23 protein-coding genes are annotated in these 21,108 nt (G+C 70.4%); 16 read left to right on the forward strand and 7 right to left on the reverse strand.

Annotated features, from left to right (window positions below):
* The first annotated feature begins 88 nt into the window (after nucleotides 1-88).
* The 10 genes from YIM_RS47730 to dnaB all read left to right on the forward strand — a co-directional run bounded on the left by YIM_RS47730 (nucleotide 89) and on the right by dnaB (nucleotide 7,917).
* Nucleotides 89-976, forward strand: coding sequence for a hypothetical protein (locus tag YIM_RS47730; RefSeq protein WP_153036612.1), 888 nt, complete (start codon nucleotides 89-91; stop codon nucleotides 974-976).
* A gap of 125 nt (nucleotides 977-1,101) precedes the next feature.
* On the forward strand, nucleotides 1,102-1,422 hold the full coding sequence (gene rpsF, locus YIM_RS47735) for a 30S ribosomal protein S6 (protein WP_194239987.1): 321 nt from the start codon (nucleotides 1,102-1,104) through the stop codon (nucleotides 1,420-1,422).
* Nucleotides 1,423-1,439: 17 nt separating this feature from the next.
* The gene (locus tag YIM_RS47740; protein WP_153036613.1) at nucleotides 1,440-1,943 is read left to right on the forward strand and encodes a single-stranded DNA-binding protein; all 504 of its coding nucleotides are present in this window, start codon (nucleotides 1,440-1,442) and stop codon (nucleotides 1,941-1,943) included.
* Between the two features lie 36 nt (nucleotides 1,944-1,979).
* Nucleotides 1,980-2,228 (forward strand): 30S ribosomal protein S18, encoded by a 249-nt coding sequence (rpsR, locus tag YIM_RS47745; RefSeq protein ID WP_113695352.1) that lies wholly within the window; start codon nucleotides 1,980-1,982, stop codon nucleotides 2,226-2,228.
* Nucleotides 2,229-2,242: 14 nt separating this feature from the next.
* The gene (rplI, locus tag YIM_RS47750; protein ID WP_153036614.1) at nucleotides 2,243-2,698 is read left to right on the forward strand and encodes a 50S ribosomal protein L9; all 456 of its coding nucleotides are present in this window, start codon (nucleotides 2,243-2,245) and stop codon (nucleotides 2,696-2,698) included.
* Nucleotides 2,699-2,853: 155 nt separating this feature from the next.
* On the forward strand, nucleotides 2,854-3,207 hold the full coding sequence (locus YIM_RS47755) for a hypothetical protein (protein WP_113695350.1): 354 nt from the start codon (nucleotides 2,854-2,856) through the stop codon (nucleotides 3,205-3,207).
* Nucleotides 3,207-3,854, forward strand: a complete 648-nt coding sequence (locus YIM_RS47760; protein ID WP_153036615.1) for a DUF3558 domain-containing protein — start codon at nucleotides 3,207-3,209, stop codon at nucleotides 3,852-3,854. Before YIM_RS47755 ends, YIM_RS47760 begins: the two co-directional genes overlap by 1 nt.
* Nucleotides 3,855-3,857: 3 nt before the next feature.
* The gene (locus tag YIM_RS47765; RefSeq protein WP_370468939.1) at nucleotides 3,858-5,237 is read left to right on the forward strand and encodes a hypothetical protein; all 1,380 of its coding nucleotides are present in this window, start codon (nucleotides 3,858-3,860) and stop codon (nucleotides 5,235-5,237) included.
* Between the two features lie 79 nt (nucleotides 5,238-5,316).
* The gene (locus YIM_RS47770; RefSeq protein ID WP_153037737.1) at nucleotides 5,317-6,111 is read left to right on the forward strand and encodes an ESX secretion-associated protein EspG; all 795 of its coding nucleotides are present in this window, start codon (nucleotides 5,317-5,319) and stop codon (nucleotides 6,109-6,111) included.
* 378 nt (nucleotides 6,112-6,489) lie between these two features.
* The gene (dnaB, locus tag YIM_RS47775; RefSeq protein ID WP_153036616.1) at nucleotides 6,490-7,917 is read left to right on the forward strand and encodes a replicative DNA helicase; all 1,428 of its coding nucleotides are present in this window, start codon (nucleotides 6,490-6,492) and stop codon (nucleotides 7,915-7,917) included.
* 136 nt (nucleotides 7,918-8,053) lie between these two features.
* Here the strand turns inward: dnaB and YIM_RS47780 are convergent, their stop codons facing one another.
* Entirely contained in the window at nucleotides 8,054-9,160 is a 1,107-nt protein-coding gene (locus YIM_RS47780) for an NAD(P)/FAD-dependent oxidoreductase (protein WP_153036617.1), read from the reverse strand.
* A 66-nt stretch (nucleotides 9,161-9,226) separates the two neighbouring features.
* Here YIM_RS47780 and YIM_RS47785 point away from each other — a divergent pair, with 66 nt between their 5' ends.
* Nucleotides 9,227-9,907, forward strand: coding sequence for a TetR/AcrR family transcriptional regulator (locus tag YIM_RS47785; protein ID WP_153036618.1), 681 nt, complete (start codon nucleotides 9,227-9,229; stop codon nucleotides 9,905-9,907).
* A 3-nt stretch (nucleotides 9,908-9,910) separates the two neighbouring features.
* Here YIM_RS47785 and YIM_RS47790 read toward each other — a convergent pair whose 3' ends face one another.
* Both YIM_RS47790 and YIM_RS47795 read right to left on the reverse strand, forming a co-directional pair.
* On the reverse strand, nucleotides 9,911-10,738 hold the full coding sequence (locus tag YIM_RS47790) for an alpha/beta fold hydrolase (protein ID WP_153036619.1): 828 nt from the start codon (nucleotides 10,736-10,738) through the stop codon (nucleotides 9,911-9,913).
* Nucleotides 10,735-11,319: a TetR/AcrR family transcriptional regulator gene (locus YIM_RS47795; protein ID WP_228005101.1), complete on the reverse strand. Its 585-nt coding sequence runs from the start codon at nucleotides 11,317-11,319 to the stop codon at nucleotides 10,735-10,737. The genes YIM_RS47790 and YIM_RS47795 overlap by 4 nt, the downstream gene beginning before the upstream one ends.
* A gap of 204 nt (nucleotides 11,320-11,523) precedes the next feature.
* On the opposite strand from YIM_RS47795, the gene YIM_RS47800 reads away from it, so the two are divergent.
* Genes YIM_RS47800 through YIM_RS47810 form a run of 4 tightly spaced genes read left to right on the forward strand, consistent with a single transcriptional unit; the run spans nucleotide 11,524 to nucleotide 14,581 of the window.
* Nucleotides 11,524-12,426, forward strand: coding sequence for a serine hydrolase (locus tag YIM_RS47800; RefSeq protein WP_228004462.1), 903 nt, complete (start codon nucleotides 11,524-11,526; stop codon nucleotides 12,424-12,426).
* 11 nt (nucleotides 12,427-12,437) lie between these two features.
* On the forward strand, nucleotides 12,438-12,608 hold the full coding sequence (locus YIM_RS49575; RefSeq protein WP_228004463.1) for a hypothetical protein: 171 nt from the start codon (nucleotides 12,438-12,440) through the stop codon (nucleotides 12,606-12,608).
* A 41-nt stretch (nucleotides 12,609-12,649) separates the two neighbouring features.
* Nucleotides 12,650-14,137, forward strand: coding sequence for an alpha/beta fold hydrolase (locus tag YIM_RS47805; RefSeq protein WP_153036621.1), 1,488 nt, complete (start codon nucleotides 12,650-12,652; stop codon nucleotides 14,135-14,137).
* A gap of 42 nt (nucleotides 14,138-14,179) precedes the next feature.
* Nucleotides 14,180-14,581, forward strand: a complete 402-nt coding sequence (locus YIM_RS47810) for a VOC family protein (protein WP_153036622.1) — start codon at nucleotides 14,180-14,182, stop codon at nucleotides 14,579-14,581.
* On the opposite strand, the gene YIM_RS47815 is transcribed toward YIM_RS47810, so the two are convergent.
* The 3 genes from YIM_RS47815 to YIM_RS47825 are packed head-to-tail and all read right to left on the reverse strand — an operon-like array spanning nucleotide 14,569 to nucleotide 16,714.
* A complete protein-coding gene (locus YIM_RS47815; RefSeq protein WP_153036623.1) occupies nucleotides 14,569-15,333 on the reverse strand; it encodes an SDR family oxidoreductase in 765 nt (254 codons plus the stop codon). The genes YIM_RS47810 and YIM_RS47815 overlap by 13 nt on opposite strands.
* Before the next feature lie 59 nt (nucleotides 15,334-15,392).
* Entirely contained in the window at nucleotides 15,393-16,076 is a 684-nt protein-coding gene (locus YIM_RS47820) for a hypothetical protein (RefSeq protein ID WP_153036624.1), read from the reverse strand.
* A 50-nt stretch (nucleotides 16,077-16,126) separates the two neighbouring features.
* Nucleotides 16,127-16,714, reverse strand: coding sequence for a PadR family transcriptional regulator (locus YIM_RS47825; RefSeq protein WP_153036625.1), 588 nt, complete (start codon nucleotides 16,712-16,714; stop codon nucleotides 16,127-16,129).
* Nucleotides 16,715-16,826: 112 nt separating this feature from the next.
* On the opposite strand from YIM_RS47825, the gene YIM_RS47830 reads away from it, so the two are divergent.
* Complete coding sequence (locus YIM_RS47830) at nucleotides 16,827-17,606, forward strand: dioxygenase (protein WP_153036626.1); 780 nt, start codon at nucleotides 16,827-16,829, stop codon at nucleotides 17,604-17,606.
* 69 nt (nucleotides 17,607-17,675) lie between these two features.
* Here the strand turns inward: YIM_RS47830 and YIM_RS47835 are convergent, their stop codons facing one another.
* A complete protein-coding gene (locus tag YIM_RS47835; protein ID WP_153036627.1) occupies nucleotides 17,676-20,948 on the reverse strand; it encodes a chaplin family protein in 3,273 nt (1,090 codons plus the stop codon).
* Between the last annotated feature and the right edge of the window lie 160 nt (nucleotides 20,949-21,108).

A 21,108-nucleotide genomic window follows, 5' to 3' on the forward strand; every position in this document is an offset into this window, starting at 1 on the left:
CCCGGTCGAGTATCTTTTGCGCACCCGGCTCGTTATCTTGTGTGACTCCGACCGACCTCCCCAATCCCCGAACCGGAGGACAGCGCTCGTGCAGCACCGACTGACCAGGACCTTCCGCTCGGTACTGACGGCCACCGCCATCGCCGCACTGACCACCGGCGGGCTGGCACTTTCCACGGGGACCGCCGCGGCGACCACGCTGCAGGCGGGCAGCTGCACCGCCGGTGTCACCGGCGTCAGCGGTGACACCGTGGCGATCACCGGTGCCTCGGTCAAGGCGCTGGTCAAGGCGGGCGCGCAGGAGGCGGGCACGCTCGCCGTCGGTGACTGGGCGGCCAACGACATCGCGAAGGTGTCCACCATCGAGGTCGGCCAGGTCGGCTCCGGCACGGCCAGCACGCAGGTCTCCGGCTCGGCCATCGGCCTCGCCGTGGCGAAGGCGCTCGAGGACACCGGCTCGTGGGGCCTTGGCATCGACCGCAAGAAGACGCTCGCCAACGTGGAGAAGAAGGTCGCGGGCAACTGCGGCCTGACCGCCTACGCCAGCGACTACCGCGAGCCGACCAGCAGCGAGCAGCCCGCCACGCAGCCCGGCGGCTCCACCGGCACCCAGCCCGGCACCGGCGGCAACCAGGGCAAGGTGCCCGGCACGCTGCCGCTCGGCACCGGCAGCACGATGGCCCCGCCGCCGGACTACAGCAACATCCCGGCCGCCACGCCCGGCGTCGCGCTGCCGCCCGGCGCGCGCTACGGCTCCGCCGCCCCCGGCCCGACCTCGCCCGAGTTCGGCATTCTCGGCGCGGACCCGAACACCACCCAGGCGCCCGAGGTGCAGAACGCGGGCAACGCCGACGCGCTGGCCGCCGGCGGGCAGCCCGCCAACAGCGTCCAGCTGCCGATGCTGCTGGCCGTGGTCGCGCTCGCCGGCGTGACCGCCGCGCTGGTCCGGACCTGGGTGCTGCGAAAAGCGTCGTAGCGCCCACCCGTCTCCCACCACCACCCTCAACGGAGCTTCGCACTGCCCTGCGAGTACCCTTCCTCCTGACAAACCCTCCTGCCATGGAAGTTCCATGGCCGTGAGCCCACAGGAGGTGAGTGGTTGTGTCACGCCATTACGAGGTAATGGTCATCCTGGATCCCACCCTCGACGAGCGAACCGTCGCCCCGACGCTGGACACGTTCCTGAACGTGATCCGCACCACGGGCGGGGACGTCGAGAAGGTTGACGTCTGGGGTCGCCGCCGGCTCTCGTTCGAGATCAAGAAGCACGCCGAAGGCATCTACGCCGTGCTGGACCTGAACTCGACGCCGGAAGCCGTGAAGGAACTGGACCGGCAGCTGTCGCTGCAGGAGACGGTGCTGCGGACCAAGGTCATGCGCCGCGAGGTCAAGCGCGCCGCCAAGCCGGCCGTCAAGGCCTGACGGAGGGGTACGAGCCCATGGCTGGAGACACCGTCATCACGGTGGTCGGCAACCTGACCTCCGACCCGGAGCTGCGGTTCACCCCGTCGGGTGCGGCCGTCGCGAACTTCACCGTCGCGTCGACCCCGCGCACCTTCGACCGCCAGTCCGGCGAGTGGAAGGACGGCGAGGCCCTGTTCCTGCGCTGCAACATCTGGCGCCAGGCGGCGGAGAACGTCGCCGAGTCGCTGACCCGCGGTGCCCGCGTGGTCGTGCAGGGCAGGCTCAAGCAGCGCTCCTTCGAAACCAAAGAGGGCGAGAAGCGCACGGTCGTGGAGCTCGAGGTCGACGAGATCGGCCCCTCGCTGCGCTACGCCACCGCCAAGGTGAACAAGGTCAGCCGCGGTAGCGGCGGCGGCGGTGGTGGCGGCTTCGGCGGTGGCCAGGGCGGCGGGAGCGCCCCGGCCGACGACCCGTGGGGTTCGGCCCCGCCCGCCGGAGGCGGCGGCGGTGGCGGCTTCAACGACGAGCCCCCCTTCTGATCCATTACATCTCGTTAGCTATTCCAGGAGTCGACAGTGGCCAAGCCACCCATTCGTAAGCCGAAGAAGAAGGTCTGCGTTTTCTGCAAGGCCGAGAAGAAGGGTCGCCCCGAGGCGATCGACTACAAGGACACCAACCTGCTGCGGAAGTACATCTCCGACCGCGGCAAGATCCGTGCCCGCCGGGTCACCGGCAACTGCAGCCAGCACCAGCGTGACGTCGCCATCGCGGTCAAGAACTCCCGCGAGATGGCACTGCTGCCCTACACCTCGACCGCCCGCTAAGGAGGTTCACACTCATGGCGAAGATCATTCTCACCACTGACGTGGCGAACCTGGGCGGTCCCGGCGACCTCGTCGAGGTCAAGGACGGCTACGCGCGCAACTACCTGCTGCCGCGTGGGTACGCCATTCCCGCCACCAAGGGCGCGGAGAAGAACGTGCGGACCATCCGCCGGGCCCAGGAGTCCCGCCGGATCCGCGACCTCGACCACGCCAAGGAGGTGCGGACCGCGCTGGAGAACCTCGGGCACATCCAGCTCTCCGCCAAGGCGGCCGAGGGCTCGAAGAAGCTGTTCGGCTCGGTGACCACCAACGACATCGTCGCGGCGGTCAAGTCCGCCGGTGGCCCGCTGCTCGACAAGCGCGTGATCGAGCTGCGCGAGCACATCAAGACCGTCGGCAAGCACCAGGTCACCGCCCGGCTGCACCCCGACGTGAAGGCCGACCTGCGCCTCGAGGTCGTCGCCAAGTAACGCCATGCACGCCAAAAGGGCCGCCCTCCACCCGGAGCGCGGCCCTTTTGGCGTATATACGTGTGGAACGGCTTCCGCCGCCGGTACGTCAGAGTGGTTGACGACCGGAACTCAACTGTGGGGTACTCGGGGTTGTCGAAAGGGGACGAACCGGAATGACTGGCCCAGTCAGCATGTCCGCGCCGGGGGGAAACGGCGGAGGGTTCACCTTCCAGGCTGACCAGATCGACGCGGTCATCAAGAAGTGGCAGGACCTGCTGGACGATCTGAAGACCGACGCCGAGGACGCCAGGAACATGGCCGCGGTCAAGGCGCCGGGGAAGGAGTTCGCCAGCGGGGACTTCGCGAAGCTCGCCATCCCGTCGGTCAAGGCCTTCATCGACCAGAACACGAAGATGCAGGAGTACGTGGAGAACTACGTCGAAGCACTCGAATCGGCGAAGAAGTCCATGACGAACAACGAGGCCGACACCGAGGCCGCGCTGAAGAAGACGGGTGAGCAAGCCTGATGAACAGCCAGCGTCTTGTCGGTCTGACGGCGGCCGCGCTCGCCACCGGTGCGCTGCTCGCGGGTTGCGGCGGCGGCAAGGAGGGCAGTGCCGGGGACATCCCGACCGCCACCGTGCCCGGCGGCAAGCCCCCCGCCTCCAGCTCGCCGTCCGGGGAAGAGAGTTCCGCCCCCGGCGGCTCCACCGGCTCGGCCCCCAAGGTGTCCAGCCCCATCGACACCCAGAAGTTCGCCAGCGACGTCTGCGCCATGATCTCCGACGCGAAGGTCTCCGAACTGGGGCTCACCGACGCCACCCCGCGCGACTCCTCGACCGGCCCCACCTGCAACTGGAACTTCACCGACGCGGCCACCAACCGCATGGACATCTCCGCTCAGGCCAAGAACCCGAACGGGTTGAGCGACATCTACGACCAGAAGGATGAATTCGCCTACTTCGAGCCGATGGAGGTCGCGGGCTATCCGGCGGTGTACGCCGACGTGACCGATGCTCGCAGCGGCGGGGACTGCTCGCTCTACGTCGGGCTGAACGACCAGTTCGCGGTGCGGGTCAGTTCGTCGCTGTCCACCGGCCCGGACGAGTCGAAGCCCTGCCCGGTGGTCGAGAAGACCGCCGAAGCCATGATCGACACCGTGAAGGGCGGTTGAGCCATGGTCCTGTTCCTGATCCCGATCGTCGCCGGTGCGGCCGCCTACGGGGCGGCCACCCAGGACGAGTCCGGCAGCTACAGCGCGGGCGATGGCGACCGCAAGATCGACTGCTACCAGATCTGGCAGCAGATCACCACCGGCGAGGGCCCGCAGTCGCTGGCCGACGGGCAGGCCGCGGCCGGTCGTCTCAAGGGCAACTACGAGACGCGCATCTCCACCATCGACCAGCTCACCGCGGAGATGGACGCCGCGTGGACCGGCACCGCCGGGGAGGCGGCGAAGTCCGGCGGCCACCCGCTCAAGGTGTGGATGCAGGACTCCAAGGACAAGCTCAACGACAGCGACAAGTACCTCGGCGAGCAGTACAACGCGTTCACCACGGTGCACTCCAAGGTGCAGGAGGTGCCGAAGGAGCCGCCGGAAAGCGGGTTCCTCAACGACATCAAGCCGTGGGAGACCGACACCGACCGCGCGATCGAGGAGTACAACACCAAGGGCCAGGCCAACGTCGACGCGTTCAACGCGTACTTCAAGTCCAGCGGCGACAACGGCCAGGGCATGCCGACCTACAACGCGATGTCCGGCCAGGTGCAGGCCGTCGACGTGAACGACAACGGCGGCGGCGGGGACGACGGCGACGGCAAGGACAAGAACGGCAACGACACCGGCGGCGGCGAGAACAGCGGCGGCCCCGGCCGCGGCGGGTACACGCCGGGCAACATCCCCGGCGCCAACATTCCCGGTGGCGGCGGACCGGGCAGTGGCGGTTACACGCCCGGCAACATTCCCGGCGCGGGTGGTCCCGGCAGTGGCGGTTACACCCCGGGCAACATCCCCGGCTACAACCCGGGTGACGTTCCCGGTGGTCCCGGCAGCCCCGGTTACAAGCCACCGGCCTGGGACGGCGGCACCGGCGCGGCCGGGTACACGCCGGGCAAGATCCCGGCGGCCGGTGGGTTCGGCCCCGGTGGTTCCGGCGGGTTCGGGCCGGGCGGCGCGGGTGACATCCCCGGCGCCGAGGGCTTCGGCCCCGGTGGCGGCGGTGGCTTCGGCCCGGGCAGCGGCGGCAACATCGGTGCCGGTGGCGCCGGTGCGGGCGCGGGCTTCGGGCCCGGCGGCCAGTCGGGTGCCGGTGCGGGCGCCGGGGCAGGCAAGGGCATGGGCATGGGCGGTGCCGCGATGGGCGGCGCGGCCGCGGCCGGTGCCGCCGGCGCGCGCGGTATGGGCGGCGGCATGGGCATGGGCGGTATGGGTGCCGGTGGCGGTCGCGGTCAGGGCGCCGAGGACGAGGAGCGCCAGTCGCGCTTCCTGCTCGGCGACGACCCGAACGAGGTCTTCGGCACCGACGAACTCACCGCTCCGCCGGTGATCGGCGAGTAATATCCGGTTCTGGTTTTTTCGCCCGGTCCGCCTCCGCGCGGGCCGGGCGACCTGCGTCGACTACTAGGGGATGGCGAAGTTGCTGGAGAAGCAGGTCACGCTGACCACGGGCACCCTGCTCAACCTGATCCGCCGCCGGGACGGCGAACCGCACACGGTGCTCTCCAGCACGCCGACCTGGCTCAGCGAGGAAGCGCAGCGCGCGGAGGACGAGCGGGCCAACGCCGAACTGGCCCGCTACGGCCTCGCCGGGCGGCGGGGGATCGATCAGGGGTTCATCGCGGTGGTCGAGGCGATCGCCCGGCCGCAGCTGGAGTACTTCGCCTGGATCGACGGTGGCTTCGAAGGCAAGCCGCTCAAGTACACCCTGCTCGCCGGGTCCGCGGGCGGTGAAGCCTTTGTGCTCGCGCGCAATCCGGAGGCCGAGGGCGTGGTGCTGGCCTCGGTCCGGCCGGAGGAACTGCTCACCGAGTTCCTCGGGCAGATCCCGAACCTGGCGCCCGGCAAGGGAAACCGCCTGGTGGTGCCGAAGAGCGAGGCCACCGGCAACCGCCGCGGCCCGGCGCCGTCGGAGGACAGCTTCTCGGTGATGCGGGACTCGCGGCCCAGCGCGGGCGCGGTCGAGGCGGAGGAACTGCGGCGGGTGCTGAGCCTGCGGCGGCTCGGCGGCGGCAGCCTGTACGTGGCAGCGCGCACCCGGGCGGGCCGGCGGCAGCGGATCGACCGGCCGGTGAACTACATCGACACCGTCGAGGGGCGCTGGCTGACCGAGGAGGTGCCGGGCGCCGGCGAGCCGTCGATCGCCTTCACCCCGGCCACGCCGCAGGAGCTGGCGGGCCGGTTGCGGGCAGCGCAGGCACGCTTGACCGCCTGACCTGCGCTTCACTCACCCTGTGTTTGATCAAGCACAGGGCGTACGAGTTGTCCACAGGTGCTGTCCACAACTATGTCGGCCACAGTGGACGACACGCCGAACGATCGGTTTACCGCGACACGCCGAACGAGTTTTTCCACACCGGGCACACCGGGGTTGACCTGCGGATTTCGCTGAGTGATCACCGGTTGCCCCCAAGCTGTCCACAGCCTGGCGGCCACCTGTGATTGGTTGGTGGACAGCATCCCCAAGTACTCCACAGGTTGTCCACAGGCGGATTTGGTGCTGGCCCGCCGCGCGATCTAGCGTGCGGGGAAACTTGACGTACACTCGAACACGCGTTCGAGTGCGGTGCTGGTGAGAAGGAGGGCTTCGGCGGTGGCCATGACCGATGACCGCGGGGCAGGCTACGAGCCGGAGGACCCCGGCCCGCCGGATCCCGGGTCCGGCGGTGGCGGTGGCCGCTCCGCCGAGTTCGACCGGCAGCCCCCGCAGGACGTGGCGGCCGAGCAGTCGGTGCTCGGCGGCATGCTGCTGTCCAAGGACGCCATCGCCGACGTGGTCGAGGAACTGCGGCCGAACGACTTCTACCGCCCGGCCCACCAGGCGGTCTACGAGTGCATTCTCGACCTCTACAGCCGGGGTGAGCCCGCCGACCCGATCACCGTCTCGGCCGAGCTGGAGCGCCGCGGCGAACTCGGCCGGGTGGGCGGCGCGCCGTACCTGCACACGCTGATCGCCACCGTGCCCACCGCGGCGAACGCCGGGTACTACGCGCAGATCGTCGCCGAGAAGGCGGTGCTGCGGCGGCTGGTCGAGGCGGGCACGCGGATCGTGCAGTACGGCTACGGCGCCAACCAGGACAACGCGGGCGGCAACATCGACGAGGTGGTCGACCGCGCGCAGGCCGCCATCTACGAGGTCACCGAGCGGCGCACCAGCGAGGACTACGTCGCGCTGGAGGAACTGCTCCAGCCGACCATGGACGAGATCGACGCGATCGCCTCGCGCGGTGGTTCGGCGCAGGGCATTCCCACCGGTTTCGCCGACCTGGACGAGGTGACCAACGGGCTGCACCCCGGCCAGATGATCATCGTCGCGGCCCGGCCCGGTGTCGGGAAGTCGACGCTGGGGCTGGACTTCGCCAGGTCGTGCTCGATCACGCACGGCATGAGCAGCGTCATCTTCTCGCTGGAGATGAGCCGGACCGAGATCGTCATGCGCATGCTCTCGGCCGAGGCCAAGATCCGGCTGGCCGACATGCGTGGTGGCCGCATGTCCGACGACGACTGGACCCGCCTGGCGCGGCGGATGAGCGAGATCAGCGAGGCGCCGCTGTTCATCGACGACTCGCCGAACATGACCATGATGGAGATCCGCGCCAAGGCCCGGCGGCTCAAGCAGCGCAACGACCTCAAGCTCGTGGTGCTGGACTACATGCAGCTGATGAGCTCGGGCAAGCGGGTGGAGTCGCGGCAGCAGGAGGTCTCGGAGTTCTCACGGCAGCTGAAGCTGCTGGCCAAGGAGATCGAGGTGCCGCTGGTCGCGATCAGCCAGCTGAACCGTGGTCCCGAGCAGCGAACCGACAAGCGCCCGATGCTCTCGGACCTGCGTGAGTCGGGCTCGCTGGAGCAGGACGCGGACATCGTGCTGCTGATCAACCGCCCGGACGCCTGGGAACGCGACGACCCACGCGCCGGGGAGGCCGACCTGATCCTAGCCAAGCACCGTGCCGGCCCGACCAGCACCGTGGTGGTCGCCCACCAGCTCCACTACAGCCGCTTCGCCGACCTCGCCCAAAGCTAGCGAGTGTTTTGCCGGGATCTCGCTCGACTACGTCGTCGTGTCCGACCTGCGCCGTGCCACGGGGCGCTTCCCCGACAGCCGCGCCGAACACCGAGGACGAGACCAAGCCGCGACCGGCCGTCCTCTCCGGTACCGGCTAGGGCTGGAAGAACGCGAGCATCTTCTTGCTCGCGTTGGGGGACATCAGCATTTCCTGGATGTCCGCGGACATCCGGGCGGCCGCGCCGGCGCGGTCGAACATCTCGCGTTCGTACTTCTCGACGGCGGCGGGGATGTCGTCCGGGTGGGCAACCAGCGCGAGGCCGAGCTGGGCACCGTCGAGCAGGGCCATGTTGGCGCCCTCGCCCACCGGCGGCATCAGGTGCGCGGCATCGCCGACCAGGGTGACGTCCGGCTTCGACGGCCAGGTCAGGCCGATCGGGAGGGTGGTGATCGACCGCGCCGCGATCGTGTCGTCGCAGGCTTCGATCAACGCGACGAACCGGGCGTCCCAGCCGGGGAGCAGGTCGATCAGCCGTGCCTTGGCGGCGGCCGGGTCGTCGAACGGGATGCCGCTGGTGGCGAACCAGTCCTCGCCGGTGCGGTAGAAGCTGATGCCGATGCGGACGCGGCCGTCGCCGTTGCGTTGCGCCGCCAGTGAAAGTCCGTCGCCGAGCACCCAGTAGTTGCCGCGCCCGACCATCGCCGCGAGGTCCGGGTGGGTGCGGTCGATGTCGGGAATGCCGATCTCGACGACGTTCTGGCCGATGTGCACCGGGCGTGCGTCGGTGACCAGCGGACGGACCCTGGACTGCGCGCCGTCCGCGCCGACCAGCAGGTCATACGACGCGCTGCGCCCATCGGCGAAGCGCAGCACGCCGTCGCCGGCGGATTCGAAAGCGTGCCCCCACCGCACCACCCCGTCGGGAAGGGAATCCAGCAGCAGGGCGCGCAGATCAGCGCGGTCGACCTCGGGCCGGGCGAGCGGGGCGTCGTCGGGCGTGTCCTCCTGGAGCAGCAGGGTGCCGTCCGGTTCGAGCAGGCGCATGTCCTGGCCCGCACCGCGGGCGATCGCGAAGAACTGGTCGATCAGCCCGGCTTCGCGCAGTGCCCGCTGACCGGAGTGGATGTCGAGCATGCCGCCCTGACCACGCGCGTCGCGTGACGGTTCCCGTTCGTACACCACGGCGTCGATGCCGTTCACGTGCAGCACCCTGGCCAATGCCAACCCACCCGGACCGGCTCCCACGATGGCGATGTCCACGACAACCTCCGATACACTGTATTGGTCGATACACTGTATCAAGACAGGCGATGTAGTGTCCGCGCCATGTTGGTGTGGGAACGGCCGGAGCCGCCGGAGCGACCGGCGCCGGCCCCGCTGAGCCGGGAGCGGATCGTCCGGGCGGCGATCCGGCTCGCCGACGCGAACGGCCTGGACGCGGTCTCGCTGCGCAAGGTCGCCGCGGCGCTGGACGTCGGGCCGATGCGGCTGTACGGCTACATCGCCACGAAGGAGGAACTGCTCGACCTGATGCTCGACGCGGTCCACGCGGAGATCCGGCCGGTCGGCGGCAACTGGCGGGAGGTGCTGCGGTCACTGGCGGAAACCACCCGGCGGACCGCTCACCAGCACGAATGGCTCGCCGACCTGCTCGGCGGACGACCCCAGCTCGGGCCGAACACGCTGGCAGGCGGGGAAGCCGTGCTGGCCGCGATGGACGGCGTCGACCTGGACACCGTCGTTCCGGCGGTCGCCGCGGTCAACGCGTACGTGGTGGGCGCGGTGCGCCGGGAGATCACCGAGCAGCGTGCCGAACGGTCCAGCGGCATGGACAAGCGGCAGTGGCAGACCACCTACGGGCCCTACCTGGAGCGGACCTTCGCCACCGGCCGGTTCCCCGCGCTGGCCACGGTCGTCCGCGACGGCCCGCACCTGGACGCCGACGAGACCTTCCTGGCCGGCCTCGAATTCCTTCTCGACGGCATCGAAGCCCGCATCTCGAACTGAGTCTCAGGCTGACGCGATCTTGTCGATGTCGTCGATGATCGCGGGCCATAGCGCGGGCGGCAGGTCGTGGCCCATGCCGGGATGGCTGACGAACCGCGCGCCCGGAATGGCGTCGGCGGTCGCCCGCCCGGCTCGCGGTGGCTGCACCGGATCGGCCTCCCCGCTCAGCACGAGGGTGGGTGCGGTGATCGTGGCCAGCTCCGCCCGCCGGTCGCCGGACGCGCGCGCGGCGGCGGCCTGGCGGCGGCCGGCGGCGGCGTCCGTGCGGTGCGCGTGGCCTTCGCGGCCGATCCGGCGCAGCCACTCCTCGTCCCGCGGGTGGCCGGTCGAGCCGAGGAGCCGGTGCAGCTTGACCAACCGCTCGCCGGCCGCATCGGGCCCGGCCGGTTTCCGCCAGTTCAGCGCGAAGTACCGCAGCAGGAAGCCCAGCTTGGTCCGCCGCACGGACGCGTCGGGAGCCGAGCACATCGAGGTCAGGCTGAGCACCCGGTCCGGGTGGCGCGCGGCCATGACCTGGCCGATCATGCCGCCGAGCGAAATCCCGGCAACGTGGGCGGCGGGCCAGCCGAGCGCGTCCAGCACGGCCAGCCCATCGGTGGCCATGTCCGCGACGGTGTACGGCCGCGTCGCGCGGGAGGACCGGCCTGCGTCGCGGTTGTCGCAGCGGGCGACGTGGAAGCCGCGCTCGACCAGCGCCTCGCAGAACTCGTCCGCCCAGCCCAGCATCGGCGCTCCGGCGCCCTGGATCAGCAGCAGTGGGCGGCCCGGCGCGGAGCCGAAGGTTTCGTAGGCGATCTCGACGTTCCCGTTGCGGGTGAACCGGACGCTCATGCGCCGAACACCGCGGCGATGGTGCCGGACGCGACGGCGTGCACGTCGGTCGCCGGGTCGACCGCGCGGCGCAGGGCGAGGCTGCCACCGAGCGCGCCGATCAGCACGACCACCTGCGGCAACGGCAAGGCGGGCCGGACACCGAGGCGGGCGCAGGTCCGCTCCAGCAGCTCGGCGATCCGCTCCTCGCGCTGCCGCTGGGTGTCGACCACGGTGGCGGCGAGTTCCGGCTGCCCGGCCAGCCAGGCCGAGAATTCGTAGGTGGCCACGCTCCACCTGGGCACGTCCTCACCGAACGCGGGACCGGCGGGCACCAGCGCCGCGACCAGCTCGTCGCGGTCGGCCACGAGGTCGAGCCGGGCGCCGAGGTCCAGGATGTGTTCCTCGGCCCTGGCCTCGGTGATCGCCAGCCACAGGCCTTCCTTGCCCTCGAAGTGCTTGTACAGCGCACCTCGCGTGTAGCCGGCCTCGGCCACGATCTCCTCCACGGTCGCCGCGAGAAAGCCGCGCCGCTCGAACACCGCGCTCCCGGCCTCCAGCAGCCGTTCGTGGGTGCGCTGCTGTTGCTGCGCCCGCGTCATCCTGGTCACCTGGTCACCTATTCAGTAACAGCCCGTTTCTGGAAACACGACGTTACCACCACGGCGGACCATCGCGCCGCAGTAGGGCCAGCCCCACCAAGAGTTGGGGTAGTGCTGTCCTGGGCACGCCCGAGCATGATCCATAACCTCGTGAGCATCGGTTGACCGAGCGGCGGTCACCGAGGCTTCCGAGGAGGAATTCCTTTGCGCGCAAGCACTTTGGGGCGAGCCGCGGTGGTGGTGGGACTGGCCGCGGTGATGGCGGGCGCGGTGCCGGCCGCCGCCACGCCCTCGCGGCTCCAGCAGGAACTGGACCACCTGGTCCGGGTCGACGGCGTGCCGGGGGCACAGGCCGTGGTCAGCGAACGGGGCCGCGGCCGGGAGGTGACCAGCGGCGCGGGTGATCTGCGCACCGGGCAGCCCTTCCCGCACCAGGCCCGGATCCGGATCGGCAGCAACACCAAGACCTTCGTCGCGACGGTCGTGCTGCAACTGGTGGCCGAGGACCGGATCGGCCTGGACCACCCGGTGGAGCAGTACCTGCCGGGCGCGGTCCGCGGCGACCGGCGGATCACCGTGCGGCACCTGCTCCAGCACACCAGCGGCCTGGCCGACTACCTGGAGAAGGTGGACCCGCTGGACACCCGGTGGCGGTACCGCACCGGTGACGAGCTGGCGCGCATCGCGATGACGCTGCCGTCCCACTTCGACCCCGGCGCGAAATGGGAGTACTCCAACACGAACTACGTGCTGGCCGGTCTGCTCGTCGAGCGGGTCACCGGCACGCCGCTCGCGACGGAACTGACCCGCCGGATCATCACCCCGCTCGGCCTGCACTCGACCTACTACCCGCTGCCCGGCGAGACCGGCATCCGCGGCCCGCATCCCCGCGGATACCACGAGGTCGACGGCGAGCGGATCGACTACACGCGGCAGGACCCGTCGTGGGGCGGGGCGGCCGGTGCCATGGTGTCCACCGGCCAGGACCTGAACCGGTTCTTCACCGCGTTGTTGTCCGGGCGGTTGCTGCCGCCGGAGCAGCTGGCCGAAATGAAGCGGACCGTGCCCGCCGACGTTTTCCCGGCGCCGGCTACGGCCTCGGCCTGATCCGCGTCCCGGTGTCCTGCGGCGTGGAGTTCTGGGGCCACGGCGGCAGCATCCCCGGTTTCCGCACCCGCGGCGGCGTCACCTCGAACGGCCGCGCGGTGAACGTGACGGTCAACCAGCTCACCGAATCCGGCTCCGACGCCATGTTGCGGGCCGTCGACACCGCCGCCTGCGCGGCCTGAACAGTCCACTTGAGACAGTCTTGAGAAGGTAGGAGATCGACATGAAGAAGCTCGGCGCACTGGTGGCCGCCGTGGCCGTCGGCGGGGCGACCCTGCTGGCGGGCACCGCGGCGGCCGACAACGGCCTGTCCCGGTTCCACCACCAGGAACTGGACTGGAAAGCCTGTGACCACAAGGCACTGGACGAAGCCGGCGCGCAGTGCGCCGACGTCGAAGTGCCGCTGAACTACGCCGAACCGCGTGGCCGCACCATTTCCGTGGCGATATCACGGATCAAGGCCACCGATCCCGGCAAGCGACGCGGCGTCATGCTGTCCAATCCCGGTGGCCCCGGCGGTCCCGGACTGGACATGACGCTCGGCATCAGGGAGGCGATGACGCCGGAGGTGAGGGCGCAGTACGACCTGATCGGCATGGACCCGCGGGGGATCGGCCGGTCGAACCCGGTCGACTGCGGCTGGCCGGTCGGCCTGATGCTGCGCTCGCCGGGCGTGGACCGCGCGGCCTTCGACCGGACCGTGCGGCTGGAGGCGGATCTGGCGCGGCAGTGCGCGGACACCGAAGGCGACCTCCTGCGCCACATCTCCACCCGCAACACCGCCCGCGACATGGACGTGATCCGCGGCGCGCTCGGTGAGTCGAAGATCAACTACTTCGGCTGGTCGTACGGGACCTACCTGGGCTCGGTGTACACGCAGATGTTCCCGCGGCAGAGCGACCGGTTCGTGCTGGACAGCGCGGTCGACTCGAAGCGCTACGGCACGCGGATGTTCCAGGACATGGGTGCGCCGAACGAGGCCGCGCTGGACGAATGGGCCGAGTGGACCGCCGAGCGCGATTCCGAGTACCACCTCGGCACCACCGGCAAGCAGGTCAGGGCGCTGGTGGAGGACCTGGTCCAGCGGTCGGCGAAGCAGCCGATCCGGATCGGCGAGTACGAGGTCGACCAGCACGCGCTGCCGATCGTGCTGTTCATGTCGCTGGCCGATCCGCGGGCGAACCCGGCGCTGGCCACGGACGTGCGTCAGCTCGTCGACGCCGCCGACGGCAAGCAGGTGGAGCCGAACCCCGCGCTGAAGAACACGCTGGAAGTCATGTACCGGCCGACCCCCGAAACGCAGCTTTCCGGGCAGGCGGCGGTGTTGTGCGGGGACAAGGTCGAGCACCGCGACCCCGAGTACTACTGGCGCAACATCGAGCGCACCCGCGCCGAGCAACCGCTCTTCGGGGCCTTCGCAAACGGCATCAGCGCCTGCGCGTTCTGGGGTCCGCCGGCCGAAAAGGCGACCGTGGTGCGGAATTCGGTGCCCGCGCTGATCGTGCAGACCACCGGGGACACCCGCACCTCCTACGAGAGCGGCGTCGACCTGCACCGCTCGATGAAGGGCTCGAAGCTGGTCACCCTGCAGGACGTCCGGGTGCACGCGGTGTTCGGCAACTTCCCGAACTCCTGCGCGGAGAACGCGGTCAACACCTACTTCGCCGACGGCACGCTGCCCGCCACGGATCTCACCTGCCGGGCCGACTGAACGCGGAACGGAACGGGCCGCGTTGCTTGGTGGACTACGGCCATGACCACTACCGCATCGCTCCACGCCTACTTCGGTTACCGCGACGCCCAGGGCGCGCTGGACTGGTTCCAGCGCGCCTTCGGGTTCGAGCAGACGATGGCCTATCCCGACGACCACGGCGGCATCGCGCACGCCGAGCTGCGGTACGGGACGGGCGTGAGCTTCAGCCTCTTCACCGACGAGGCCGGGTACGACCGGGCCGCGTTGAAGGGGGAGACGGTCGGCCACGGCCTCTACCTCCGGCTCGGCTCCAACGAGGAGGTGGATGCCTTGTACGCCAAGGCAACCGCCGCCGGGGCGAAGGTGATCTGGCAACCGGAGGCCACCGAGTGGGGCACCTACCGGTTCCGGGTGCACGATCCCGAGGGCTACGAGTGGACCTTCGGCACCTACCCCGCCTGAGGGCGGGGGCCGAGGAAGAGACCGCCGCTGGCGTCGAGCCAGTTGCCGGTGATCCACCCGGCGTCCGGTGAAGCGAGTAGAGCGACGGCGGCGGCGACGTCCGACGGCCGGCCGATTCGGCCGAGCGCGGACATCGCCGCCACCGCGTTCCCCCGGTCCGGTTCGTCGGCCAGCCAGCTGTTCATGTCGGTCTCGGTGACGCCGGGCGCGACGGTGTTCACCGTGATGCCGCGGTCGCCGAGCTGGTTGGCCAGATTCCGGCCGAATGCGTCCAGCGCGCCCTTGGACATCGCGTACGCGGTTTCCGGGAACGCGATCCGGGTGACGCCGGAGGACACGTTGATCACCCGGCCGTTGTCCGCGAGCAGCGGCAGCGCGCGCTGCACGATGAAGTACGGGGCCCGCACGTTCACCGCGAACAGCCGGTCGAACTCGACGGGCGTCACCTCGTCCAGCTTCCCGGACACGATGGCGGCGTTGTTGACCAGGATGTCGAGCGGCCGCCCGGCCAGCCCGCGCTCGAGTCCGGCGAAGAGGGTGTCGACGTCGCCGTCCACGCCCAGTTCCGCGCGCACGGCGAAGGCCTTTCCACCCGCCCGCTCGATGCTTTCGACCGTGTCCTTCGCCGCCGCGTCGTTGCTCCCGTAGTGCACCGCGACGAGCGCGCCCGCTCCCGCGAGACGTTCCGCCACCGCGCGGCCGATGCCCCGCGAAGCGCCGGTCACCAATGCCGTCTTCCCAGTGAGTTCCATGGGTTCAATGCTGCGGCGACGTCGGAAAAGTGTCCAAGACCTGCTGTTATAGCCAGGGGTTATCCGGCCTGGCCGAGAAAGTACATGGCCGCCACCGAGCCCGCGCCGACCACGCTCCACCGCACCACCACCGCGGGCGCGGGCCACCGGCACTCGCGCAGGACACGCACACCCAATGGCACCAGCGCGACGCACAAGCCCACCGCGGCGACCACCGAAAGCCATTCGGTGCCCTTCAGCACGCCGACCGGCATCGCGGTCATCGCACCGAGCGCCACCGCGCCGACCCGGCCGAGCGCACGGGACCGCCACGCGCCGATCGCCAGCACCACCCAGCCGAAGATCATCGGCACGGTGCACACCCGCAGCACGTGGTACGCGCCGTAGGAATCGGCGATCACCCTGGTCGCGGTGTCCTGGCCGAGCACACGCACCAGCTGGAACGCGAGGTGGTCGACCCCGGCGTGGAAGGCGCGGGCGAACAACCCGAACAGGGCCAGCACCCCGCCCCAGAGCCCGAAACCACCGCCGATCCGGTGCGCCAGCAGCAGGATTCCCGGCCACAGCGCCACCACGCCGAGCAGGAAGCAGCTGTACGCGGCGAACATCCGGCCCGGTCCGCTCGCGTACGCGGCGAGCTGGGCGGGGAAGAACAGGTCGTGCGGCAGGCGCAGCAGCACGCCGGCGAGCAGCAGCGGCGGCGCCAGCAGCAGGGAAACGGCTCCGGGCAACAGGGTTCTCATACCGGAGATGGTCCGGCGGCCGACCGCCGTCCACATCGGACGGAGGTAGCTCAGACCTGGGTCGGAGTCCAGGTGCCCGGCATGCCGAACCCGGCGGGATCCTCGCCCGCCATGGTGTGCGCGCCCGCCTTCAGCCGGTCGATCAGCCCGCGCGTCCAGTCGACGCCACTGGTCGCGTTGTGCACCCAGAGGTCGAACAGTTCCTGCACGTGCCCGGGATCGGCCCAGGTACTGGTCTGCTCGACGATGTCCGCGCGGCCGCTTTCCAGTGCGTGCAGGCGTTTTTCCAGCAGTTCGACGGCCTCGGCCCTGGGCAGCGCCGGCAGCAGGGCCAGTCCGGCGGTCAGCATGTCCTGGCGGAGTTCCGGCTGGCGCAGGGCTTCGCGGAGCAGGCGGAAGAACTCCTCGTCACCGGCCTCGGTGATCTCGTAGTCGACGCGGCCACCCGAGTCCGGCACGTCGATCGCGCGCAGCAGTCCGTCCTTCGCCAGCTGACGCAGCGCGTGGTAGAGCGAACCCCATTTGACGTTGGCCCATTCGTCGGCGCCCCAGGTCAGCAGTTCGGTGCGGACCAGATAACCGTGGGCCCGGCCGAACCCGCGGACCGCGCCGAGCACCAGCAGCCGCGTCGCCGACATGCACCCTCCCGCTTGATGGACGGCCTCAGCGTAAGCGCATGGCGGGCAGGCCCAGCCGAGGCGTATAGTTGAATTTTCAATTAGTTGCCCCAGTCGTACTCGGGAGACCGCCATGACCGCCGCACCAGTGCTCTACCTCAGCCACGGCGCGCCGCCGCTCGCCGATGACGTGACCTGGACCCGGCAGCTCGCCGACCTCTCGGCCGGGCTGGCGCGGCCGACGGCCATCCTGATCGTGTCGGCCCACTGGGAAGAGGCGCCGCTGACCATCGGCGCGACCACCACGGTCCCGCTGATCTACGACTTCTGGGGCTTCCCCGACCGCTACTACCAGGTCGAATACCGCGCTCCCGGCGCGCCCGCGCTGGCCGAGAAGGTGCGGAAACTGCTGCGCTCGGCGGAAACCCCGGTGCACGACGACCCGGCACGCGGCCTCGACCACGGCGCGTACGTGCCGCTGGTGGAGATGTTCCCCGACGCCGACGTCCCGGTACTGCAGATCTCCATGCCCTCGCTGGACCCGGTGCGGCTCTTCGAACTCGGCCGCCGACTGGCGCCGTTGCGCGACGAGGGCGTGCTGATCATCGGCAGCGGCTTCTTCACGCACAACCTGAGCGGACTCAACATGCACCGCGACGCCGACCACGAACCTCCCGCGTGGTCCGCGGAGTTCGACGACTGGGGCGCGCAGGTACTGGCGAAGAACGACGTGGACGCGATCCTCGACTTCACGCACAAGGCACCGGCGCCCAGCTTGGCGCACCCGCGGATCGAGCACTTCGCGCCGTTGTTCGTCTCGCTCGGCGCCGGTGGCGAAGCGGGTGGCGCGCCCAAGACGGTGATCGACGGATTCTGGTACGGGCTGGCGAAGCGGTCCGTGCAACTGGACTGACACGCGAAAAACCGGGTCCCGGAGCTGGCTGCTCCGGGACCCGGTTTCGGTTTTCAGTTACGCGTCAGCTCACTTGCCGCCGGTCAGCACCGACAGGAACCGCTGGAACAGGTTCAGCGGGCCGTCGACCTGTGCCATCGCGGGCACGTCGGCGGTCGGCACGTCCTGGCGCTCGGCGGCCATCGGGATGACCGTGGCCGGGTCGACCGGCAGGCCGCCACCCAGGATCGCGTCCGTCGGCAGCACGCCACCGGTCACGTCACCGGTGGGCAGGCCGCCACCCAGGATCGCGTCGGTGGGCAGGCCACCGCCGAGGATCGCGTCGGTCGGCAGACCGCCACCCAGCAGCGCGTCGGTCGGCAGGCCGCCGCCCAGCACGTTGGCCGAGTCCAGGTTCACGCCCGACAGCTCGAGCGGCAGGGAGCCGGCCGAGGGCAGGTCGGTCACGGTGCCCAGGTCGGGCACGCCCGGCACGGACGGCATCGGGGCGTCGGCGCGCTGCGCCGCCGCACCCGGCAGGCCCGGCAGACCCGGCAGCGACGGGACCGAGGGCAGGCCCGGGGTGGGCAGCCCGTTGGTCGGCAGTCCGTTGGTGGGCAGCGCCATGCCGCCGTCACGGCCCAGCCCGGTCGGCACTCCCGGCACGCCCGGCAGCGACGGCCAGTTCAGCGAGGGGATCACGTCGAGCGGCAGCTCCGAACCGTCGATGCCCAGGTCGATCTGCGGCTCGCGGTTGTCGACCATGATGTCGGTCGCGTTGGTGGCCTCGGCGTTCGCCACACCCAGCAGGGCCAGCGGGACGTCGAAGACCTGCGCCACGACACCGACCGGGATCTGCCCGTCGAGGCCGGACACGCTGTCCATGGTGCCGGCGGTGGTGGTGTCGCCACCCGCCTTGCCGCTGGTCACGTTGTCGGCGGTGGCGTCGGCCACCCCGGCGGCGGCGACCGCGTTGCCGAAGACCTGCGCGACCGCGGCGGCCGGCACGTCCAGGATGTTGCCCGAGAAGGCACCGTCGACACCCGAGGTGGTGATGTCCCCGCCCGAGGTGGCGTCGGTGGTGTTCGAGGCCGAGCCGGTGGCCTTGGCGGCCGCGGCCACCGCGTCACCGAAGACCTGCGCGATGGGCAGGCCCTGCGCGCTGATCACGTTGCCGGCCAGGCCGCCACCGTCACCGTTGGTCACGGAGTCGCCACCGGCCTGCGCGACCACGTCGTTCTCGGCGGTGTCGCCACCGACGAGCGCGATCAGCCCGGCCGAGGAGCCGAACAGGCTGCCGGCACCGGCGAACGGCGCCTGGATGATGTTGCCCGCGACCGCGCCGTCCTCACCGCCGGTGGTGGCGTCGCCGCCGGCCACCGCGTCGGTCAGGTTCTCGCTGGTGCCGAAGCCGGTCCCGATGAAGGACCCGCCGATGCCGTGGACCTGCACCGGCAGCGCCACCGGCACGAAGCCGATGTTGCCCGACGCGCCCGCCTCGTTGCCGGTCGCCTTGACGTCGTCGCCGGCGGTCACCTGGGTGTCGCTGGTGGCCTCACCGGTGCCGCGGCCGATGTGCGAGCCGCCGATGCCGAAGACCTGCGCCGGCACGGCCAGCGGGGTGGCGACGAGGTTCGAGCTGCCCAGCCCGTTGTCGTCGTCGGTGTTGCCGCCGCCACCGGCGGTGATCTCCTTGGTCTCGGACGCGGTGCCCTCGCCCTGGCCGATGTACGAGCCACCGATGCCGAAGATCTCGGCGGGCACGGCCAGCGGGACCTGGACGATGTTGCCCGAGGCGGAGCTGTCGTTGCCGGTGCTGCCGTTGTACCCACCGGCCTGCACGGTCTTGGTCTCGGTCGAGGTGCCCGAGGCGTTCCCGATGTGCGAGCCACCGATGCCGAACACCTCACCGGTCAGCGCGGGCTGCCCGGTGACCGTGTTGGCGGCGAGGAACGAGCCGTCACCGGTGGTGTAGGTGCCCTCACCGGCCTTGGCGTCGGTCTCGTTGTCGTGCGCGGCGTGCGCGTTGCCGATGTAGGTGCCGCCGATGCCGAAGGCCTCGACCGGGACCGCGACCGGCAGGTCGACGATGTTGCCCGAGCCCGCGCCGTCCTGGCCCGTGGTGCTGGAGAAGCCACCGGCCTCGACCTCGCTGGAGGAGGAGCCGGCGCCGGCGTAGTCGTCGTCCTGGGCGTTGCCGGTGGTGGCATTGCCGATCCAGGAAGCCGCGACACCCGCGACGTTGGCGACGAGCGCACCCTGCGGCTGGACCACGGTCCCGGCCAGGAACGCCTTGTCGCCTTCGGTGGTGATGTAGGCGGGGATGTCGTTGAGGCCGGGGGTGGTGTCACCCGCGGTGGCGTCGGCCTCGGAGTGCGACACCGTGTCGGCGTCTGAGCCCCAGGCACCGGCCGCGACACCGTTGACCTTGACCGGGAGCGCGATCGGCACGCCGACCACGTTGCCCGTGGCCGCGCCGCCGTCACCGTTGGTCTGGATCCAGCCACCGGACTCGGCGTCGGTCTCGGCGTCGAACTCGCTGTAGGCGTTGCCGAGGATCCACGAGGCCGCGTTGCCGGTGACCTGCACCGGGGTGGCGAACTGCGGGGCCACCACGTTGCCGGAGGCGCCGGAGCCGGTGCCGTCCGTGCTGATGTCGCCGGTCTCGGTCACTTCCTGCTCGGCGCTGCCCGAGGTGTACCCGGACCCGCCCGCCAGGCCACCGGCGTTGCCCGCGATCTGGATGGGCAGCGCCCAGTCCAGCGCGACCACGTTCCCGGCCAGGCCGGAGTGCTTGCCGTCGGTGGTGGTGTTCTCGTCGTTGGAGTACGACTGGGTGCCGCAGTCCGCGTCTTCGATGACGGCGTCGCCGATGACCCCGATCGCGTTGCCGCAGATCTGGATCGGCGCGGTGACGTCGAGGTCGACCTTGTTGCCCTTGAGCACGTCATCGGTCTGGTCGAAGTCGAGCCCGGAAACGTCCTGCGTGGTGCGCGAGGCACCGGCCTTGTTGGTGGCCGAAGAGAGCGCGCTGGTGGCCTTGTCCGTCACGCCCGCGAGCGGGGCGGTCGCCTTCGAGGCGGGAGCGGCGGCCTTCTGCAGCGGGTCGGTCACGCCCTTGAGCGGCTTGGTGACCGGTTTGGTGCTGATCTCACCCTTGTATCCGGGGAGGTTGGCCTGCCCGACGGGGGTGCCCAGCGCGTTCTTCTCGATCTGAACCGGAATGTTCAGGTTCGCGTCGAGCGGGCCGGCGGGGCTGTCTGGGTTGACACTCTCGTCGGCAGAAGCGATGCCGGTACCCAGCATCAGCAAACCACCCGTGACCAGCGCGGTCTTGATGCCGCGCTTCGCCCAGGTCTGCATTGAGGGGTTCTCCTTTTCCTTGGGTTCCCTTGCGGGTTCGTGACTCCCTGGCAAAGTGCGTTCTGCAGCTTGCGTGCGGGAGGAGGGCTGCGATCGAGAAGCGATCGCGGGAAACCGCGGGGTGAACTCAGGAGGGAACGCGCACTACCGGCACGGGAAA

The sequence above is a fragment of the Amycolatopsis sp. YIM 10 genome, assembly GCF_009429145.1.
Taxonomy (GTDB): Bacteria; Actinomycetota; Actinomycetes; order Mycobacteriales; family Pseudonocardiaceae; genus Amycolatopsis.